Annotated in this window: 15 protein-coding genes; 11 read left to right on the forward strand and 4 right to left on the reverse strand. The window is 67.6% G+C overall.

What is annotated here, in order from left to right; all coding sequences use genetic code 11:
• Nucleotides 1-66: 66 nt before the first annotated feature.
• The 4 genes from ybeY (at nucleotide 67) to V7066_RS10080 (ending at nucleotide 3,326) form a co-directional block, all read left to right on the forward strand.
• A complete protein-coding gene (ybeY, locus tag V7066_RS10065; RefSeq protein WP_334182912.1) occupies nucleotides 67-558 on the forward strand; it encodes an rRNA maturation RNase YbeY in 492 nt (163 codons plus the stop codon).
• Nucleotides 559-580: 22 nt separating this feature from the next.
• Complete coding sequence (locus V7066_RS10070) at nucleotides 581-1,504, forward strand: hemolysin family protein (protein WP_334182913.1); 924 nt, start codon at nucleotides 581-583, stop codon at nucleotides 1,502-1,504.
• Nucleotides 1,505-1,557: 53 nt separating this feature from the next.
• Complete coding sequence (locus tag V7066_RS10075) at nucleotides 1,558-2,442, forward strand: LysR substrate-binding domain-containing protein (protein WP_147216605.1); 885 nt, start codon at nucleotides 1,558-1,560, stop codon at nucleotides 2,440-2,442.
• A 131-nt stretch (nucleotides 2,443-2,573) separates the two neighbouring features.
• Nucleotides 2,574-3,326 (forward strand): DUF2059 domain-containing protein, encoded by a 753-nt coding sequence (locus tag V7066_RS10080; protein WP_334182914.1) that lies wholly within the window; start codon nucleotides 2,574-2,576, stop codon nucleotides 3,324-3,326.
• 64 nt (nucleotides 3,327-3,390) lie between these two features.
• Here the strand turns inward: V7066_RS10080 and V7066_RS10085 are convergent, their stop codons facing one another.
• Nucleotides 3,391-3,861 (reverse strand): peptidylprolyl isomerase, encoded by a 471-nt coding sequence (locus tag V7066_RS10085; protein ID WP_132268130.1) that lies wholly within the window; start codon nucleotides 3,859-3,861, stop codon nucleotides 3,391-3,393.
• Nucleotides 3,862-4,046: 185 nt separating this feature from the next.
• Here V7066_RS10085 and mgtE point away from each other — a divergent pair, with 185 nt between their 5' ends.
• The 3 genes from mgtE (at nucleotide 4,047) to V7066_RS10100 (ending at nucleotide 6,316) form a co-directional block, all read left to right on the forward strand.
• Complete coding sequence (gene mgtE / locus V7066_RS10090) at nucleotides 4,047-5,483, forward strand: magnesium transporter (RefSeq protein WP_334182915.1); 1,437 nt, start codon at nucleotides 4,047-4,049, stop codon at nucleotides 5,481-5,483.
• Nucleotides 5,484-5,669: 186 nt separating this feature from the next.
• Nucleotides 5,670-6,071 carry a DUF1489 family protein gene (locus V7066_RS10095; RefSeq protein WP_334182916.1) on the forward strand — a complete coding sequence of 134 codons (402 nt, stop codon included), beginning with the start codon at nucleotides 5,670-5,672 and terminating at the stop codon, nucleotides 6,069-6,071.
• Nucleotides 6,068-6,316: a helix-hairpin-helix domain-containing protein gene (locus tag V7066_RS10100; protein ID WP_334182917.1), complete on the forward strand. Its 249-nt coding sequence runs from the start codon at nucleotides 6,068-6,070 to the stop codon at nucleotides 6,314-6,316. The genes V7066_RS10095 and V7066_RS10100 overlap by 4 nt, the downstream gene beginning before the upstream one ends.
• Nucleotides 6,317-6,318: 2 nt before the next feature.
• Here V7066_RS10100 and nudC read toward each other — a convergent pair whose 3' ends face one another.
• Genes nudC through mutY form a run of 3 tightly spaced genes read right to left on the reverse strand, consistent with a single transcriptional unit; the run spans nucleotide 6,319 to nucleotide 9,625 of the window.
• Nucleotides 6,319-7,248, reverse strand: a complete 930-nt coding sequence (nudC, locus tag V7066_RS10105) for an NAD(+) diphosphatase (protein ID WP_334182918.1) — start codon at nucleotides 7,246-7,248, stop codon at nucleotides 6,319-6,321.
• Nucleotides 7,245-8,570: a serine hydrolase domain-containing protein gene (locus tag V7066_RS10110; RefSeq protein ID WP_334182919.1), complete on the reverse strand. Its 1,326-nt coding sequence runs from the start codon at nucleotides 8,568-8,570 to the stop codon at nucleotides 7,245-7,247. Before V7066_RS10110 ends, nudC begins: the two co-directional genes overlap by 4 nt.
• A complete protein-coding gene (gene mutY, locus V7066_RS10115; RefSeq protein WP_334182920.1) occupies nucleotides 8,567-9,625 on the reverse strand; it encodes an A/G-specific adenine glycosylase in 1,059 nt (352 codons plus the stop codon). Before mutY ends, V7066_RS10110 begins: the two co-directional genes overlap by 4 nt.
• Before the next feature lie 29 nt (nucleotides 9,626-9,654).
• Between mutY and V7066_RS10120 the strand changes: the two genes are divergently transcribed.
• From V7066_RS10120 to smc, 4 genes are all read left to right on the forward strand, one after another.
• Entirely contained in the window at nucleotides 9,655-10,284 is a 630-nt protein-coding gene (locus V7066_RS10120) for a DUF721 domain-containing protein (protein ID WP_334182921.1), read from the forward strand.
• On the forward strand, nucleotides 10,284-11,018 hold the full coding sequence (locus tag V7066_RS10125) for a DsbA family protein (RefSeq protein ID WP_334182922.1): 735 nt from the start codon (nucleotides 10,284-10,286) through the stop codon (nucleotides 11,016-11,018). Before V7066_RS10120 ends, V7066_RS10125 begins: the two co-directional genes overlap by 1 nt.
• A gap of 118 nt (nucleotides 11,019-11,136) precedes the next feature.
• On the forward strand, nucleotides 11,137-11,916 hold the full coding sequence (locus V7066_RS10130; RefSeq protein WP_334182923.1) for a thioredoxin domain-containing protein: 780 nt from the start codon (nucleotides 11,137-11,139) through the stop codon (nucleotides 11,914-11,916).
• A 33-nt stretch (nucleotides 11,917-11,949) separates the two neighbouring features.
• Nucleotides 11,950-15,387 carry a chromosome segregation protein SMC gene (smc, locus tag V7066_RS10135; RefSeq protein ID WP_334182924.1) on the forward strand — a complete coding sequence of 1,146 codons (3,438 nt, stop codon included), beginning with the start codon at nucleotides 11,950-11,952 and terminating at the stop codon, nucleotides 15,385-15,387.
• Nucleotides 15,388-15,403 lie beyond the last annotated feature (16 nt).

Here is a 15,403-nt window from a genome sequence, read left to right on the forward strand (position 1 = left end):
ATCACCACCAAGGCCAGACATGCGTTCACGCTCGACCTGGCAAACGACACAAAGTAAAGCCCCCCCATGGATCTCGAAATCGATATCGAAGCCCCCTGGCCCGCCGCAACCGACTGGGCCGACCTTGCCGAAGCCGCGCTCGAAGCGCTGGTGCAGGTGGCCCCGGAACTCGACAACCCGCGCCTGCTCGCCAGCCTGCTGTTTACTTCGGACGAGGAAGTCCACGTCCTCAACCGCGAATGGCGGGCCAAGGACAAGCCGACCAACGTGCTGTCCTTCCCCATGCTCGAACGCGCCGACCTGCTCGATCTCGCGCCGGACGGGCCCCCGGAAATGCTGGGCGATCTCGCCCTCGCCTTCGAGACCTGCGCCCGCGAGGCGGAGGAAAAGGGCGTTTCGGTGGAGCACCACGCCAGCCACCTGATCGTCCACGGCCTGCTTCATCTCGCCGGGCTGGACCACGAGATTTCGGACGCGGATGCCGAGGCAATGGAGGCCCTTGAAACAAAGGCTCTTGCCCTCATCGGCATTGCCGACCCATATGGCGACAGAACTTAACCTGTAGGGGTATTACAAGACGATGGCCGACAATGGCCGCCACACCGAGTCCGGCTCGGGAGACGGGGACAGTACCGGCACGCTCTGGCGTGTATTTCGGAGGCTTTTCCAGAACGACGGCGATCAGTCGCTTCGCGCGCAGATCGAAGGCGTCATCAACGAACATGAAGGCGATACCGAGGACGAGGCCCTCGCCCGCGGCGACCTTTCCTCGATCGAGCGGCAGATGCTGCGCAACCTGCTCCACTTCAGCGAGCACGATGCGGACGACATCGCCGTGCCCCGCAGCGAGATCGTGGCGATCCCCGCCTCGGCCACATGGGCCGAAGTGGTGGAAGCCTTCGCCGAGCACGGCCACAGCCGCATGCCGGTCTACGGAGACTCGCTCGACGCCATCAAGGGCATGATCCACATCAAGGACGTGTTCCCCATCCTCGCGCGCGGACAGCAGCCGCCCGAGGACTGGTCGAGCCTGCTGCGCCAACCGCTCTACGTGCCCCAGGCCCGCGGCGCGCTCGACGTGCTGGCCGACATGCGCGCCCAGCGCACCCACCTTGCCGTGGTGATCGACGAATATAGCGGAACCGACGGCCTCATCACCATCGAAGACCTCGTCGAGGAAATCGTGGGTAACATCGAGGACGAGCACGACGACGCCCCCGAAGAGTTGCTAATTTCGCAAGAGAACGGTATGTGGGACGCCGACGCCCGCGTCGAACTAGAGGATGTGGCGGAAAGGATCGATCCCCGCCTCGCACAAGTCGAGGAAGCGGTGGATACGCTGGGCGGCCTCGCCTTCGTCCTGGCCGGACAGGTTCCTGCCGTCGGCACCGTTCTCGACCACGACAGCGGCTGGCGCATCGAAGTCACCGATGGCGACGAGCGCCGCGTCACGCGGCTCCGGCTGCATCCGCCGGTCACGGAAATGGCCGAAGAGACCGATTAACCCAGGGCGCCCGCCTTCCGGCGGCGCCGGACCCCGAGTGAAAAGACGAGACATTGCCAGTACGCCGACTCCCCCCCCTGCGCGCGCTTGAAGCCTTCGTTCGCGTCGTCCGCCTCGGTTCGGCCAAGGCCGCAGCCAATGAACTGGCCCTTTCGCCTTCCGCGCTGTCGCGCCGCGTCGCCGCTCTGGAAGATTTCACCGGCAAGCGCCTGTTCACCCGCCAGCACCAGTCGATGAAGCTGACCGACGAAGGCCAGGCCTTCTACAACGTCGTCGGCCCCAAGCTGGAAGAACTGGCCGAGGCGGTGGAATCGCAGATCGACCGCGGCCAAGTGCTGCGCCTGCACCTCGGCGTGCCTTCGCTGTTCGGCGGCCAGCGCCTGTTCCCGCGCCTGCCGGAACTGCGCAAGCTGCATCCCCGCCTGCACATCGACATCGACACCGGCGCCCATCTGGAAGACCGCGTGGGCGACACGCTGGACGCGGCGATCATCCTCTCCCCCGAGCCGGACCCGGCCTACTACCGCATCCAGCTCGACCACAACAAGGTGTACGCCATCACCTCGCAGGAGATGGCGCGGGAGATCGGCACCGTCCCCGACGAGGCGATCCTCTCCAAGCAGACCTTCCTGATCCACCAGGACCTGCCGCAGAGCCTGGACGCCTGGAAGAACGCGATCGGCCTCGAAAAGCTGGAGCCGGCCTCGGTCGACCGCTTCGACTCCGGCCAGCTGGTGCTGGAAGCCGCCGCGCAGGGTCTTGGCATCGCGATCATGCACGACGACCACTTCCGTCGCAGCCACGACAACCGCCTGGCGCGGCTCTTCGACATCGACGTCGAAAGCCCCTACCGCTACTGGTTCGTCTGCAAGCCCAAGGCGTTGGAATCGCGCCCTGTACGCATCTTCCACGAGTGGCTGCTGCAGGCCGGGCTGTAACGATTTTCGAGCCGCCGCCGCTTGCGAAAGCGGGGGCGGCGCTTTTGCGAAATGACGGGCGATTTCATTCCCCGGACGGGCACTTCGCAGGTATGATCCCGCGACTTTTCCGACTGTCCGGGGGCTTCATCATGCGTTTCGTCTTCTTCACTGCCGCCGCTGCGGCCGCCATAGCCTCGGCCACGCCGAGCCTCGCCGCCGAGCCTGCTTCGGCCACCACGGCCGCGCCGGTCACCGATCCCGCCCGCATCGCCGCCGCCCGCCAGACGGTCGACTACGTGTTCCCCCTCGGGACTTACGCAAGGCTGATGAACGGCACGCTCGACAAGATGATGGATTCCATCATGGATTCCACGATGAAGCTGCCGCTCAAGCAACTGGCGGGCCTCAGCGGCGTCGATACCGAGAATCTGGGCGAGGCCTCCATGGCCGAGATCATGGAAATCTACGATCCGGCCTTCAAGCAGCGCATGCAGATCTCGACCCGCACGATGATGGGCGAGATGATCCCGCTGATGACCCAGGTGGAACCCGATATCCGCGACGGCCTGACCCAGGCCTATGCGGGCAAGTACACCGCCGCCCAGCTCGGCGAACTCAACGCCTTCTTCGCGACGCCGACCGGCAAGGCCTATGCCGCCGATTCCTATCTCATCATGATGTCGCCGGAAGTGATGACGAAGATGCAGGGCTTCGTGCCCAAGCTGATGGAGCAGATGCCCGCCATCGTCGAAAAGGTGAAGGCCGCCAGCGCCGCGTTGCCGGAGCCGCGCAACTACTCCGACCTCTCGAAGAGCGAAAAGGCGCGTCTGGCCAAGCTGCTCGGCGTTTCAGAGTCGCAGCTTGAGAAGGATGAGAAGGCCAAGGCCGCCAAGCCCGAGTGACTCACGAAAAAGGGCGGCGCCATCGGCACCGCCCTTTTCTCTATCGGCAAACCGAAAAGGCCGATCAGCCTTCCGAGATGGTCGCCTTGACGATCTTGCCGGGCTCGCGCGGCGGCTCGCCCTTGGGCAGCGCGTCGACGAGTTCCATGCCTTCGACGACCTGGCCCCAGACGGTGTACTGCTTGTCGAGGAAGCGGGCATCGTCGAAGCAGATGAAGAACTGGCTGTTGGCCGAGTGCGGATAGCTGGTGCGGGCCATCGAGCAGACGCCGCGAACGTGCGGCTCGGCGTTGAATTCAGCCTGAAGGTCCGGCTTGTCCGAACCGCCCATGCCGGTGCCGTTGGGGCAACCGCCCTGCGCCATGAAGCCGGGGATCACGCGGTGGAACTTGATGCCGTCGTAGAAACCTTCGCCGGTCAGTTCCTTGATGCGCTCGACGTGGCCGGGGGCGAGGTCGGAACGCAGCTTGATCTTCACGTCGCCGCCTTCGCCGTTGCCGGTGTCGAGCGTGAGCGTCAGGTATTCGTCAGCCATTGCGGGTCTCCTTGTGCCGGTGCGACGCCGCAGCCGGTCGGGTGTTGGCGCCCGATATAGGCGATGATCCGCCAATGTCACGTGGGGAGCGTTCGTCCATGCCATTGCCGCCACCTCGCTCGGAAACTTTCCAATCCCGCCCGCCCCCTGTTGCAATCGCGAAATAGCTGCGTAGACCGGCCCGCATGAGCGAAACGGACCTCAAGGACGACCTGGCGGAACAGGCGGAAGACACCGCGCGTCACGACGTGCCCGAATCCGAATCCCTCGACGACGACAACCGCCTGAAGGCCGAATTCGTCCGCAGCGTGAAGGACGCGCTGGACGAGGAAGACTTCGAGCGCGTCTACGACCTCGTCGAACCGCTCCACCCCGCCGACATCGCCGACTTGTTCGAGCTGGTCGACGAGAACGAGCGCCTCGGCCTCGCCCGCGCCATCCGCGACCTCATGGGCGTGGAAGTCATCGCCGAAATGAACGACTGGGTGCGCGAAGCCCTGGTCGAGGCCCTGCCCGCCGACGTCGTCGCCGAAATCGCCGAGCAGCTCGATACCGACGATGCCGTCGCGATGCTGGAAGACCTCGACGAGGAGGACCAGCAGGCCGTCCTCGCCGAAATGGAGCCGGAAGACCGCGCCGCCATCGAGACGGCGCTGTCCTATCCGGAAGAATCCGCCGGCCGCCTGATGAGCCGCGATTTCGTGGCCGTTCACGAATCGATGACCGTCGGCGACCTCATCGACTTCCTGCGCGAGCACCGCGAACTGCCCACCGAGTTCTGGGAAGTGTTCATCGTCGATCCGATGCACCGCCCGATCGGCACCTGCGCGCTCTCGTGGATCCTGCGCACCCCGCGCAATATCCCGCTCTACGACGTGATGGCCCGCGACCAGACCTTGATCCCGGCCGACATGGATCAGGAAGAAGTCGCGCTGCGCTTCCAGAAATACGCGCTGATCTCCGCCGCCGTGGTCGACGATGCCGGGCGGCTGATCGGCCAGATCACCGTCGATGACATCGTCCACATCATTCAGGAAGAAGCGGGCGAGGATACCCTGCTGCTGTCCGGCGCGGGCGACGGCGACATCAACGAGCCGATTCGCGACGCCTATTCCGCGCGCGTGCGCTGGCTGATCGCCAACCTGCTCACCGCCACGCTGGCTTCCTCGGTGATCGCCATGTTCGAAGGCACGATCTCGAAGATGGTCGCGCTCGCCACGCTCATGCCGATCGTCGCCGGTCTCGGTGGCAATGCCGGGACGCAGACGCTGGCGGTTACCGTCCGCGCGCTCGCCACCAACCAGCTTACCGCCTCCAACGCCTGGCGCGCGGTACGGCGCGAGATGTCGATCGCCCTGCTCAACGGCTGCACGGTGGCGGTCGTCATCGGTATCGTGGTGAGCCTGATCTTCGGCAATGTGACGCTGGGCCTGGTCATTGCCATGGCGATGATGACGAACATCCTGATCGCAGGCATGGCGGGCGTCTTCGTGCCGCTGACGCTGGAACGCTTCAAGGCCGACCCAGCTATCGCCTCGTCCATCTTCGTGACGATGACCACCGATTCGATGGGCTTCCTCGTTTTCCTGGGCCTCGCGACGGTTTCCGGTCTGGTGGGTTAGATTCAGATTTGAAAATGCCCTTTCTGGCATTTTCGTAGCGGCACCGGCCCACGCCCCCACCCGCCCCCCATCAGGATACACTCGTGGGAGGTCGGGTGGGGGCGCCTGAACTCAACTGGGGCCGGTGCCGCTAAAATCCGCCTGCGGCGGATTTTCAAACCGACGCCCAATACCTATCTAACGCCCATGCCGCTGCACATGACCAAGATCGCCTTTTCCGCCGAGAGCCCGGCGGACTTGCGCGCCTGGCTGGAAAGCCACGAGGATATCGGCGAGGCCCGCCTGACCACCCGCTACCTGCCCAAGCGGCAGGAGGAGATGGTCGGCGGCTCGCTATACTGGATCTACGAGCATGCGCTGATCGGCCGCTCGCCGATTCTCGGCTTCGAGCAGCGCGACGATGGACGCTGGCACATCCGCTTGGCGCCCACGCTGATCCCGGTCGTCACCCAGCCCAAGCGCGCGCATCAGGGTTGGCGCTATCTGGCCGAGAAGGACGCCCCGCGCGACCTCGGCGAAGGCGAGACGGCAGGCGACGCGATGCCGCCCGCCATGGCGCGGGAACTGGCGAAACTGGGACTGGTATGACGGGCTTCAGCAAGGACGAGCGCGCCGCGCTGCTGGCGGTGAAGGGCGTCGGCCCGACGGTTGTTTCGCGGCTGGAGGAACTGGGCATCGCCAGCTTCGCCGATCTCGCGACCCGCGATCCCGACGCGATCTGCGCGGAAGTGTCGAGCACGCTGGGATCGACCTGTTGGCGCAACAGCCCACAAGCTCGCGGCGCCATTGCCGCCGCCGTGGCGCGGGCGAGCGAGAGTCTTCGGACCGGGTAACCTCAGCCCCGATCCACCCACCAGCGCATCAGCACATGGGCGATGGCATGGGCCGGGGGCGCACCGAAGGCCTTGCCGTTCTCGCCGCGACCGATCGCCTCCAGCGCCTCCACCACTTCGTCGCGGGTGAACCAGCGCACGTCCTCAAGTTCGGTCTCGTCGATGGTGATCGCATCGTCGTCGGCCACGGCATGGCAACCGATCATCAACGAGGACGGGAACGGCCAGGGCTGGCTTGCCACATACGTCACGTCGCGGATGCGCAGCCCCGCTTCCTCGTGAATCTCGCGGGCGACCGCCTCTTCCACCGATTCGCCCGGCTCCACGAAACCCGCCAGCGTCGAGTAGCGCCCTTCCGGGAAGCGCGGCTGGCGGCCCAGCAGGGCGCGGCCTTCGTGCTCGACCAGCATGATCGTCACCGGATCGACGCGCGGGAAATGCTCGGCGCCGCAGTCGATATTGGTGCAGGTGCGCTGCCAGCCGCCCTTGGCGAGCGCGGTAGGATGGCCGCAGACCGAGCAGTGGCGATGGCGGCAATGCCAGCTCACCAGCGAGCGGGCGCCGCCATAGGCCGCCAGTTCGCCGGGATCGAGCACCGCCATCGCATGCCAGTTGACCGGCGAGGCGTGAGGGCCACCCGGCGGCGTCTCCGGCGGGACTTCCGCGAAACAGGGAACCGCCCCGTCGAGGCCGAGAAAGATCATCTCGCTGCCCGGCTCGGCTTCGGCAAGCGTGTCCCAGGTCAGCGCGCCGTCGTCTTTCAGCACCGCATCCAGCCCGTCGAGCCGCAGCAGCCGCGCCTCGCTGCTTTGCAGGGCGAGCAGCGCCGCCGGATCGTTGCGAATATGGTCGGCGCGGTCGAGATGCGATCCGGCAAAAGCGATCGGCAGCAACTTTGGCGTGAGCAGTTTCGGCAGGGGGGTATCGGTCAACGCAGCGTCTCCAACAGGGCCATGATGTCGGCCTTCAGCGCGGTCTGGAATTGGGGGATCAGGTCGACCGCATTGGGCGGCATGAACTGCGCGAAAAGCTGCGAGCGCAGGCCCCGGATCATGTCCACCATGCCCACCGTCCCCGCCGCGCCGGACCAGCCGAAGATGCCGTTCTCCGCGCCCTTGCCCACGCGTCCGCCCGCGCCGAAGCCGCTGCCGGGGGGCAGCATCGGGGAGTTGCTCTCGACCGGCGGCAGGAGATCGCTCGTCCCGGTCACGACCGCGCTTTCGGCCAGCACGCGCTTGCCGTCCAACATGCCGCGCTGGGCGAGCAGGCGCAGGAAACGGTCGTAGTCGCGCGGACTGCTGACGAGGCCGGAGCCCCCGAAGGGAAACGCCGGCGGGTTCAGGAACAGCGAGCTGCCCGGCTCGTCGATCGGCACCAGCACTTCCCCGAGCGCGGCGTAGTTGGTGGTAAGGCGATGACTCTGCGCAGCCGGGACCTGGAAGAACGTACTCGTCATCCCCGCCGGTTCGAACAGCGCCTCGCGCAAATAGACATCGAAGGGACGGCCGGTGACCAGTTCGATCACCCGCCCCATCAGGTCGAGGCCCAGCGAGTAGCTCCAGTGCGTCGCCGGATCGTAGACCAGCGGCACGTCGGCGAGGCGATCGGCGAAGAGCGCGAGGCTCGGCGCCGGGGGCACATCGGTCAGGCCCGGAATCTGCAGCCGCGTGATCTGCCCGGCGGCAAGGCCCTTCGCCTGCAACAAGTCGCGGATCGGGCCGGTCTGGACGATCGAATAGCCGAGGCCCGAAGTATGGGTGAGCAAGTGGCGCATGGTGATCGCCCGAGGGGCGGGATGGAGCGCGGAGAGCGAACCGTCGTAACGGTCCTGAACCTGCATCACCGCGAACTTCGGCAGAACGTCGCGCAGCGGCTGGTCGAGCGAAAGGCGGCCCTCCGCCACCAGTTGCATCGCCATGATCCCGGTGATCGGCTTGGTCATCGAATAGATGCGGAACAGGCTGTCCGCCGAGATCGGGGTGCCGTCGGTGAAGCCCTGCGCGCCGCGCGCGACGAATTCGGCCTCGCGCCCCGGCTGGCCGAGCGAGGCGACGAGACCGGGGAAGACGCCCGCCCGTTCGGGGGTTCCGGTCCAGCGTTCCAGCAAGGCTCGCACGCGGGGCAGGCTCTCCTGCTGGGTGGCGGCCCGGAGCAGCCCCGGCAGGAACGCCGCGCCGATCCCGGCGACGCCCGCCATGCGCAGCAGCATGCGGCGATCGAGGGCTGCCGCCAGCCGCTCGCGAACTTGCGTCATGCCATCTCCGCCAGCGCGAGGCCCGCCGCCTTGGCGAAGAGCGTCGGCAGGCCAGCCTCGTCCAGCCGGTCGAGCGGCCACCACTCGCCCTCGCCCAAGGGATCGCCGCGAAGTTCGCCGAGATGGACGGAAAGCCCGAGTTCGAGCGCGAAATGAGTGAAGACATGGCCGACCCGTCCGGCGCTTTCCCAGCGTCCGGCGATCGGCGGTTCGCCGTGACCGTCGCTGCGCGCGGACCAGCCGTCGTCGGGCAGCGCGCGCATGCCGCCGAGCATGCCCTTGTCGGCCCGGCGCACCAGCCAGACCTGGTCGTCGCGTTCGATCCAGAAGGCGCGGCCCTTGCGGGTGGGCTTGGCCTTCTTCGGCGCCTTGACCGGGAAGCGCTCCGGCTCGCCCAAGGCCCGCGCCCGGCAATCGGCGGCGATCGGGCAAAGCAGGCAGCGCGGCGCACGCGTGGTGCAGACGGTCGCGCCCATGTCCATCAGCGCCTGCGCGAAGTCTCCGGCGCGCAGATCGGGCGTGATCGTGTCGGTCAGCGCGCGGATCGCAGGGCGTGCGCCCGGCAGCGCCTCGTCCAGCGCGAAGAGGCGCGTGACCACCCGCTCGACATTGGCGTCCACCACCACGGCGCGGCGGCCGAAGGCGATCGCGGCGACGGCGGCAGCGGTATAGGCGCCCAGCCCCGGCAGCGCCCGCAGGCCTTCCTCGGTATCGGGAAAAGTCCCGCCCCGCGCCGCGACTTCGCGCGCGCAGGCCAAGAGGTTGCGGGCGCGGGCATAGTAGCCGAGGCCCGCCCAGGCGGCCATGACGTCCTCGTCGGAGGCGGCGGCGAGATCGGTGACGGTGGGCCAGCGACTCGTGAACTTCGCGAAATAGTCCTTCACCGCGGCGACCGTGGTCTGCTGGAGCATGACTTCGGAAAGCCAGACGCGGTAGGGATCGGATGCGAGCGTTCCCGGCGGCGCCCGCCACGGCAGGGTGCGGGCATGGGCGTCGTACCAGTCGAGAACCTTGTCCGGAACGTTGGATGGGATCGTATCGCGGCTGGCGTCCATCAGCGCCCTATGGCATTGGAGCGCCCACAATGGAACGGCATCCGAGCAAAGGAACAGAAAAGAAGGGGACGTCCCCCAAGCGCCCGGCCTCGGGTAAGGGGGCGGGTAAGGGGACGGGCAAGAGCGTTGCGAAAGCGGCCGATGCCCCCAAGCGCTTCGAGCGGCCGCGCGGCGGCCAGGCGCGCCAGATTTCCGACCTCATGCCCGAAGTGGGCCGCACCGCCTTTCGCCGCTTCGGCTTCGTGCAGTCCAGCGTGGTGACGCGCTGGCCCGAGATCGTCGGCCTGCGCCATGCCCGCGTCTGCTCGCCCGAATCGATCCGTTTCCCGCCCGGCGAGAAGTGCGACGGCATTCTCCAGCTCGTGGTGCTGCCCGCCCATGCGCCGATGATCCAGCACGTCGTGCCCGAGATCATGGAGCGGGTGAACCGGTTCTTCGGCTACATGGCTGTCGCCAAAGTGAAAATCCGGCAAGGCGAGGTTAAGGCACCGCCTGCCACCCGGCCGAAGGCGGCTCCGCCCTCGCTCAAACCCGTACCGTTCGAACTGGGGGATTCGCTGCGCGACATCGGCGACCCGGAGCTTCGCGCGGTGCTCGAATCGCTGGCCCGAAGCATCGGTGCCCAGGATGATCAAAAGCAAGACCAGGAAAAGCAGTGATGAAGTCCACTTTGCGTCTCGCCGCACTCGCCGCCACCGCTTTGCTGAGCGTCGCTGCCACCAAGCCGGTTCACAAGCCTTTGGCACCTTCCTCGAATCCGGCATCGAACTGGGCGAACCAGATCGTCGTCACCGAGGACGGCAGCCACCGCTACGGCAACCCCAAGGCCGAGATGCAGCTGACCGAATTCGTCAGCTACACCTGCCCGCACTGCGCCCACTTCAACCGTGAGGCCGACCCCACCCTGCGCCTGACCCTGGTGCCCAAGGGCCAGATGGTCGTGACCGTCACCTCCCTGCTGCGCAATCCGATCGACCTGACGATCTCGATGCTCACCACTTGCGGCGATCCCAAGCGCTTCTTCCAGCGCCACAATGCCTTCCTCGCCAGCCAGGACGCCTGGATGGGCAAGCTGGAGAAGATGGGCGAGGAACAGCAGAAGCGCTGGTATCAGGGCGCCCTGCCCGAGCGCATGAAGGCCATCGCCAGCGATCTCGATTTCTACACCCGCGTTGCCGCCTGGGGCATGAGCCGCACCCAGGCCGACGCCTGCTTCGCCAACGAAGCGGTGTTCGACACGATCAAGCAGCAGCAGGCCACCGTGGCCAAGAACGGCGTGAACTCGACGCCCAGCTTCATCCTCAACGGCAAGCTGCTCGACGCCCACGACTGGGCCGGCCTCTCCGCCGAAATCAACAAGCAGATGGCCGCGAAGCGCAAGGGTTCCGTCTAAAGAACCCCGGGAAACGGGCCGTTTTCTGTGGGAAAGCGCCCGTTCAACCGCTTCCTGACGCTGTTATCCGCGCCTCCCTTCCGCTAGTTTTCCCGCCTTCTCACAAGGATTCGCCGACATGATCCGCAAGACCGCCCTGCGCACCCCCCTGCGCGCTATCGCCCTTGGAATGATCGCCGCGCCGCTCGCGCTCGGCCTTGCCTCCTGCGGCAAGAAGGAAGCCGGATCGACCGAAGCGCCCAAGTCGGCACAGGCCCTGCCCAACGTCGCAGCACCCGCAGGCAAGGCCTGGGCGGACCAGATCGTCAAGACTCCCGAAGGCGGCTACCGCATCGGCAACCCCGATGCGCCGATCAAGCTCGTCGAATATGGCGCGCTGTCCTGCTCGCACTGTGCCCTGTTCGCGCACGAGAGCTACGACAGACTGCGCAGCGACTATGTCGCCAGCGGCCGCGTGAGCTACGAACTGCGCTATTTCATGCTCAACGCCTTCGACATCCCGGCCAGCCTGCTCGCCACGTGCGGCTCGATCGAGGCGGTCCTGCCGCTCAGCGAGCAGTTCTGGGCCTGGCAGCCGAACATGTTCCAGAACCTCCAGTCCGCCGGCGACGCGCGGATGAAGCAGATTCAGGAACTTCCCAAGGACCAGCAGATGCAGGCCATCGCCGAAGTCGGCGGCATGACCGAATTCTTCGCATCGCGCGGGATCTCGCGCGATCAGGCCAAGGTCTGCCTCGGCGACGCTGCCAAGGCCAAGGCCTTCGCGGATCAGACCCAGAAGGCAACGACCGAGTTCAACGTCAACGGCACGCCCACTTTCATCATCAACGGCAGCAATGTCGGCTCGATGGAATGGAAGGAACTCGAAGCCAAGCTCCAGGAAGCCGGCGCGCGCTGATCCGCGCCGCCGTCATGAATTGAACCAGATACGATGCGCATAAAACGGCTCAAGCTCACCGGTTTCAAGAGCTTCGTCGAACCCGCGGAACTGCGCATCGAACCGGGGCTGACCGGCGTGGTCGGCCCCAACGGCTGCGGCAAGTCCAACCTGCTCGAAGCGATCCGCTGGGTCATGGGCGAAAGCTCGGCCAAGTCGATGCGCGGCGGCGGCATGGAAGACGTGATCTTCGCGGGCACCGCCACCCGCCCGCCCCGCGCCTTTGCCGAAGTCGTGCTTCAGGCCGATGCCGCGCCCGACGCGCAGGGCCTGCGCGAGGAACTCGAAGTGGTCCGCCGCATCGAGCGCGGTGCGGGCAGCGCCTATCGTATCAACGGCAGCGACGTGCGCGCCAAGGACGTCTCGCTGGTCTTTGCCGATGCCGCGACCGGCGCGCATAGCCCCGCGCTCGTCAGCCAGGGCCGCATCGCCGCCGTCATCGCCGCCAAGCCCGCCGAACGCCGCGCCATGCTGGAAGAGGCCGCAGGCATTGCCGGTCTCCACGTCCGCCGCAAGGACGCCGAACAGAAGCTGCGCGCCACCGAGGCCAATCTCTCGCGCCTCGAAGACCTCATGGCCGGGCTGGACAAGCAGGTCGCGGGCCTGCGCCGCCAGGCCAAGGCGGCAGAGCGCTACAAGTCCCTGTCGGACGATATCCGCCTGGCCGAGGCGCGGCTGGTCTTCGCCCGCTGGCGCGATGCCGCCCAGGCTGCCGAGGCCGCGAAGAAGGAAGCACAGGGCGCCGAAGCCCGCGTGACCGACGCGCAGGACGCCGCGAAACTCGCACAGGACGCCCAGGCCAAGGCCGCCGAGGCTCTGGTGGAAGCCCGCGACGAACTGGCCGACCGCCGCGACGATGCCAGCGCGCAAGGGCATCGCATGGCGACGCTCACCAGCCAGCTCGAAGCCGCCGAACAGCGCCTCAAGGACCTCGAACGCCAGAAGACCCGCCTCGACGAGGATCGCGGCGATGCCGACCGCATGACCCGCGATGCCGCCGAGGCCCTCGCCCGGCTGGAGCGCGATCTGGCGGAAGGGGCGAAACAGCTCGAACAGGACGAGGCCCAGCGGCCGCGCCTCGCCAATGCCCTCGAAGGCGCCGAACGCGCCGCCCGCGCCGCCGAACTCGATCTGGCGCAGGCCACCGCCGCGCAGGCCGGGGTCGAGGCGGAATGGCGCATCGCCGAAGCCGAACTCAACCAGGCGCGGGGCCGTCTAGACCGGCTCGCCGCCGAAGCCGCGCGGCTCGAAGGGCAGATCGAGGCACTGGCCGCTGCGGGCGATCTCGAAGCGGCGGTCATCGACGCACGGGCCAAGGCCGAAGCCGCCACCGTCGCTCTCGCCGCCGCCCGTGAAGGGCTGGAGGCACAGCAGACGCGCAAGGCCGAGCTTCAGGGCGAGCGCGATGCCGCCGCCTCGGCGCTCGCCGCCGCCCGCGCCGATCTCACCGGCATCGAGCGCGAACATTCCGCCCTGCTCAAGGACCGCGAGGCCCGTGCCAAGGGCGCCAAGGCCGCGCATGGCCTGCCGGTCGCCATCGACGCGGTGCGCGCCGCGCCGGGCTACGAACGCGCCGTCGCCGCCGTGCTCGGCCGCGATGCCAAGGCGCCGCTGGGCGAAGTCGCCAAGGCGGACGGCCGGTTCTGGACCGGCGCAGAGGCTCCGGCAGCGGTAAAGGACAGCCTCGCCGCCCACGTCACCCAATGCCCGGCGGAACTCGCCGCGCGCCTCGCCCTCGTCCATGTCGTCGAGGAAGACGACGGCCGTGCGCTGGGAACGGGCGAATGGCTGGTCACCCGCGCGGGCGCGCTACGCCGCTGGGACGGTTTCATCGCGCGCGGCGAAGGCGCTGCCGAAGCTGCACGGCTCGAAGCAGAGAACCGCTTCGCCGAACTCGACGCCCAGTTGCCGCCGCTGCGCGAAGCCGTTTCCGCCGCCGAAGCGCGCCAGAGCGCGGTGCAGCAGGAACTCTCGGCCCATGCCGCCGCCGTGGTTGCCGCCGAGCGCGCCATTGCCGAGGCCGCCAATGCCGAACGCAGCGCCCTGCGCGCTGCCGACCAGGCCGAGGACGCCCGCGTCCGCCAGGAAACCCGCCGCGCCGAACTGGACCGCGCGCTGGGCGATCTTGCCGAACAGCGACAGGCCGCCGAACGGGACATCGCCGCCGCCGAAGGCAAGCGCTCCGTTCTGCCCGATCCCGAAAAGGGCCGCGCCGGACTGGTGCTCGCGCGCGAGAAGAACGACGCCGCCCGCGCCACGCTCCAGATCTCGACCGCGACGCTCGCCTCGCACGACCAGGGTCTGGCCGTGGCGCGCGAACGCACCGCCTCGCAGCGCGGTGATATCCGCAACTGGCAGTCGCGCGCCGGGGATGCCGCCAACCGCCTCGCCCAGATGGCCGGACGGCTTGAGGAAATCGAGACCGAGCGCGCCGTCGTCGCTGCCAAGCCCGCCTCGCTCATGGAGCAGATCGAGCAGGGCGAAGCGGTGCGCAATCGCATTGCCGAGGAACTGGGCAAGGCGGAGGCCGCCGTCGCCTTCGTCACCGACGCCGCCCGCAAGGCCGATGCCGCGCTCGCCGCCGCGCAGGAAATGCTCGCCAGCGCCCGCGAGAACCGCGCCGGTGCCGCCGCCCGCGCCGAGAACGAGGACGCCCGCCGCGTCGAGATGACCCGCGTTTCGGGCGAGCGCTTCCAGTGCCCGCCGCCGGTCCTGCCCGAACGCTTCGCCTTCGCCCCCGCCGATGTGCGCGAGGCGCAGGACGAAGTCGTCGCCATGGAACGCCTCGTCGCCGACCGCGAGCGGATCGGGCCGGTCAACCTCGTCGCCGCGACCGAACTGGCCGAAGCCGAAGCCCAGCTCGGCACCAGCATCACCGAAAAGGCGGAACTGGCCGAGGCCGTGAACCGTCTGCGCGGCTCGATCGGCAATCTCAACCGCGAAGGCCGCGAGCGCCTGCGCGCCGCCTTCGAAGCGGTGGACGGCCATTTCCGCCGTCTCTTCACCCGGCTGTTCCAGGGCGGTCAGGCGCACCTCGCACTGGTCGATTCGGACGATCCGCTGGAAGCCGGACTGGAGATCTTCGCCCAGCCACCGGGCAAGCGGCTCCAGTCATTGACGCTGCTTTCGGGCGGCGAGCAGGCCTTGACCGCCGTCGCCCTGATCTTCGCGCTGTTCCTGACCAATCCCGCGCCGATCTGCGTGCTGGACGAAGTCGACGCCCCGCTCGACGACGCCAATATCGAGCGGTTCTGCGACCTGCTCGAAGCGATGACGCAGGAAACCGACACGCGCTATCTGATCGTCACCCACAATGCCGTGACGATGAGCCGCATGCACCGCCTGTTCGGCGTGACCATGGTGGAAAAGGGCGTCTCGCGGCTGGTCAGCGTCGATCTCGTCGGCGCCGAGGAACTGCTGGCGGCGGAATAGGCCCCGCCCCCCAACC

It is taken from the genome of Novosphingobium sp., assembly GCF_036820275.1.
In the GTDB taxonomy this organism is placed as follows: domain Bacteria; phylum Pseudomonadota; class Alphaproteobacteria; order Sphingomonadales; family Sphingomonadaceae; genus Novosphingobium.

Bases quoted from the DNA above. Each gene is read 5' to 3' on its own strand.
- V7066_RS10085 (WP_132268130.1), bottom strand. From the start codon at position 3,861: ATGGCTGACGAATACCTGACGCTCACGCTCGACACCGGCAACGGCGAA.
- V7066_RS10095 (WP_334182916.1), top strand. From the start codon at position 5,670: ATGCCGCTGCACATGACCAAGATCGCCTTTTCCGCCGAGAGCCCGGCG.
- mutY (WP_334182920.1), bottom strand. From the start codon at position 9,625: ATGGACGCCAGCCGCGATACGATCCCATCCAACGTTCCGGACAAGGTT.
- V7066_RS10080 (WP_334182914.1), top strand. From the start codon at position 2,574: ATGCGTTTCGTCTTCTTCACTGCCGCCGCTGCGGCCGCCATAGCCTCG.
- mgtE (WP_334182915.1), top strand. From the start codon at position 4,047: ATGAGCGAAACGGACCTCAAGGACGACCTGGCGGAACAGGCGGAAGAC.
- V7066_RS10120 (WP_334182921.1), top strand. From the start codon at position 9,655: ATGGAACGGCATCCGAGCAAAGGAACAGAAAAGAAGGGGACGTCCCCC.
- V7066_RS10130 (WP_334182923.1), top strand. From the start codon at position 11,137: ATGATCCGCAAGACCGCCCTGCGCACCCCCCTGCGCGCTATCGCCCTT.
- V7066_RS10070 (WP_334182913.1), top strand. From the start codon at position 581: ATGGCCGACAATGGCCGCCACACCGAGTCCGGCTCGGGAGACGGGGAC.
- V7066_RS10125 (WP_334182922.1), top strand. From the start codon at position 10,284: ATGAAGTCCACTTTGCGTCTCGCCGCACTCGCCGCCACCGCTTTGCTG.
- smc (WP_334182924.1), top strand. From the start codon at position 11,950: ATGCGCATAAAACGGCTCAAGCTCACCGGTTTCAAGAGCTTCGTCGAA.
- V7066_RS10100 (WP_334182917.1), top strand. From the start codon at position 6,068: ATGACGGGCTTCAGCAAGGACGAGCGCGCCGCGCTGCTGGCGGTGAAG.
- ybeY (WP_334182912.1), top strand. From the start codon at position 67: ATGGATCTCGAAATCGATATCGAAGCCCCCTGGCCCGCCGCAACCGAC.
- V7066_RS10110 (WP_334182919.1), bottom strand. From the start codon at position 8,570: ATGACGCAAGTTCGCGAGCGGCTGGCGGCAGCCCTCGATCGCCGCATG.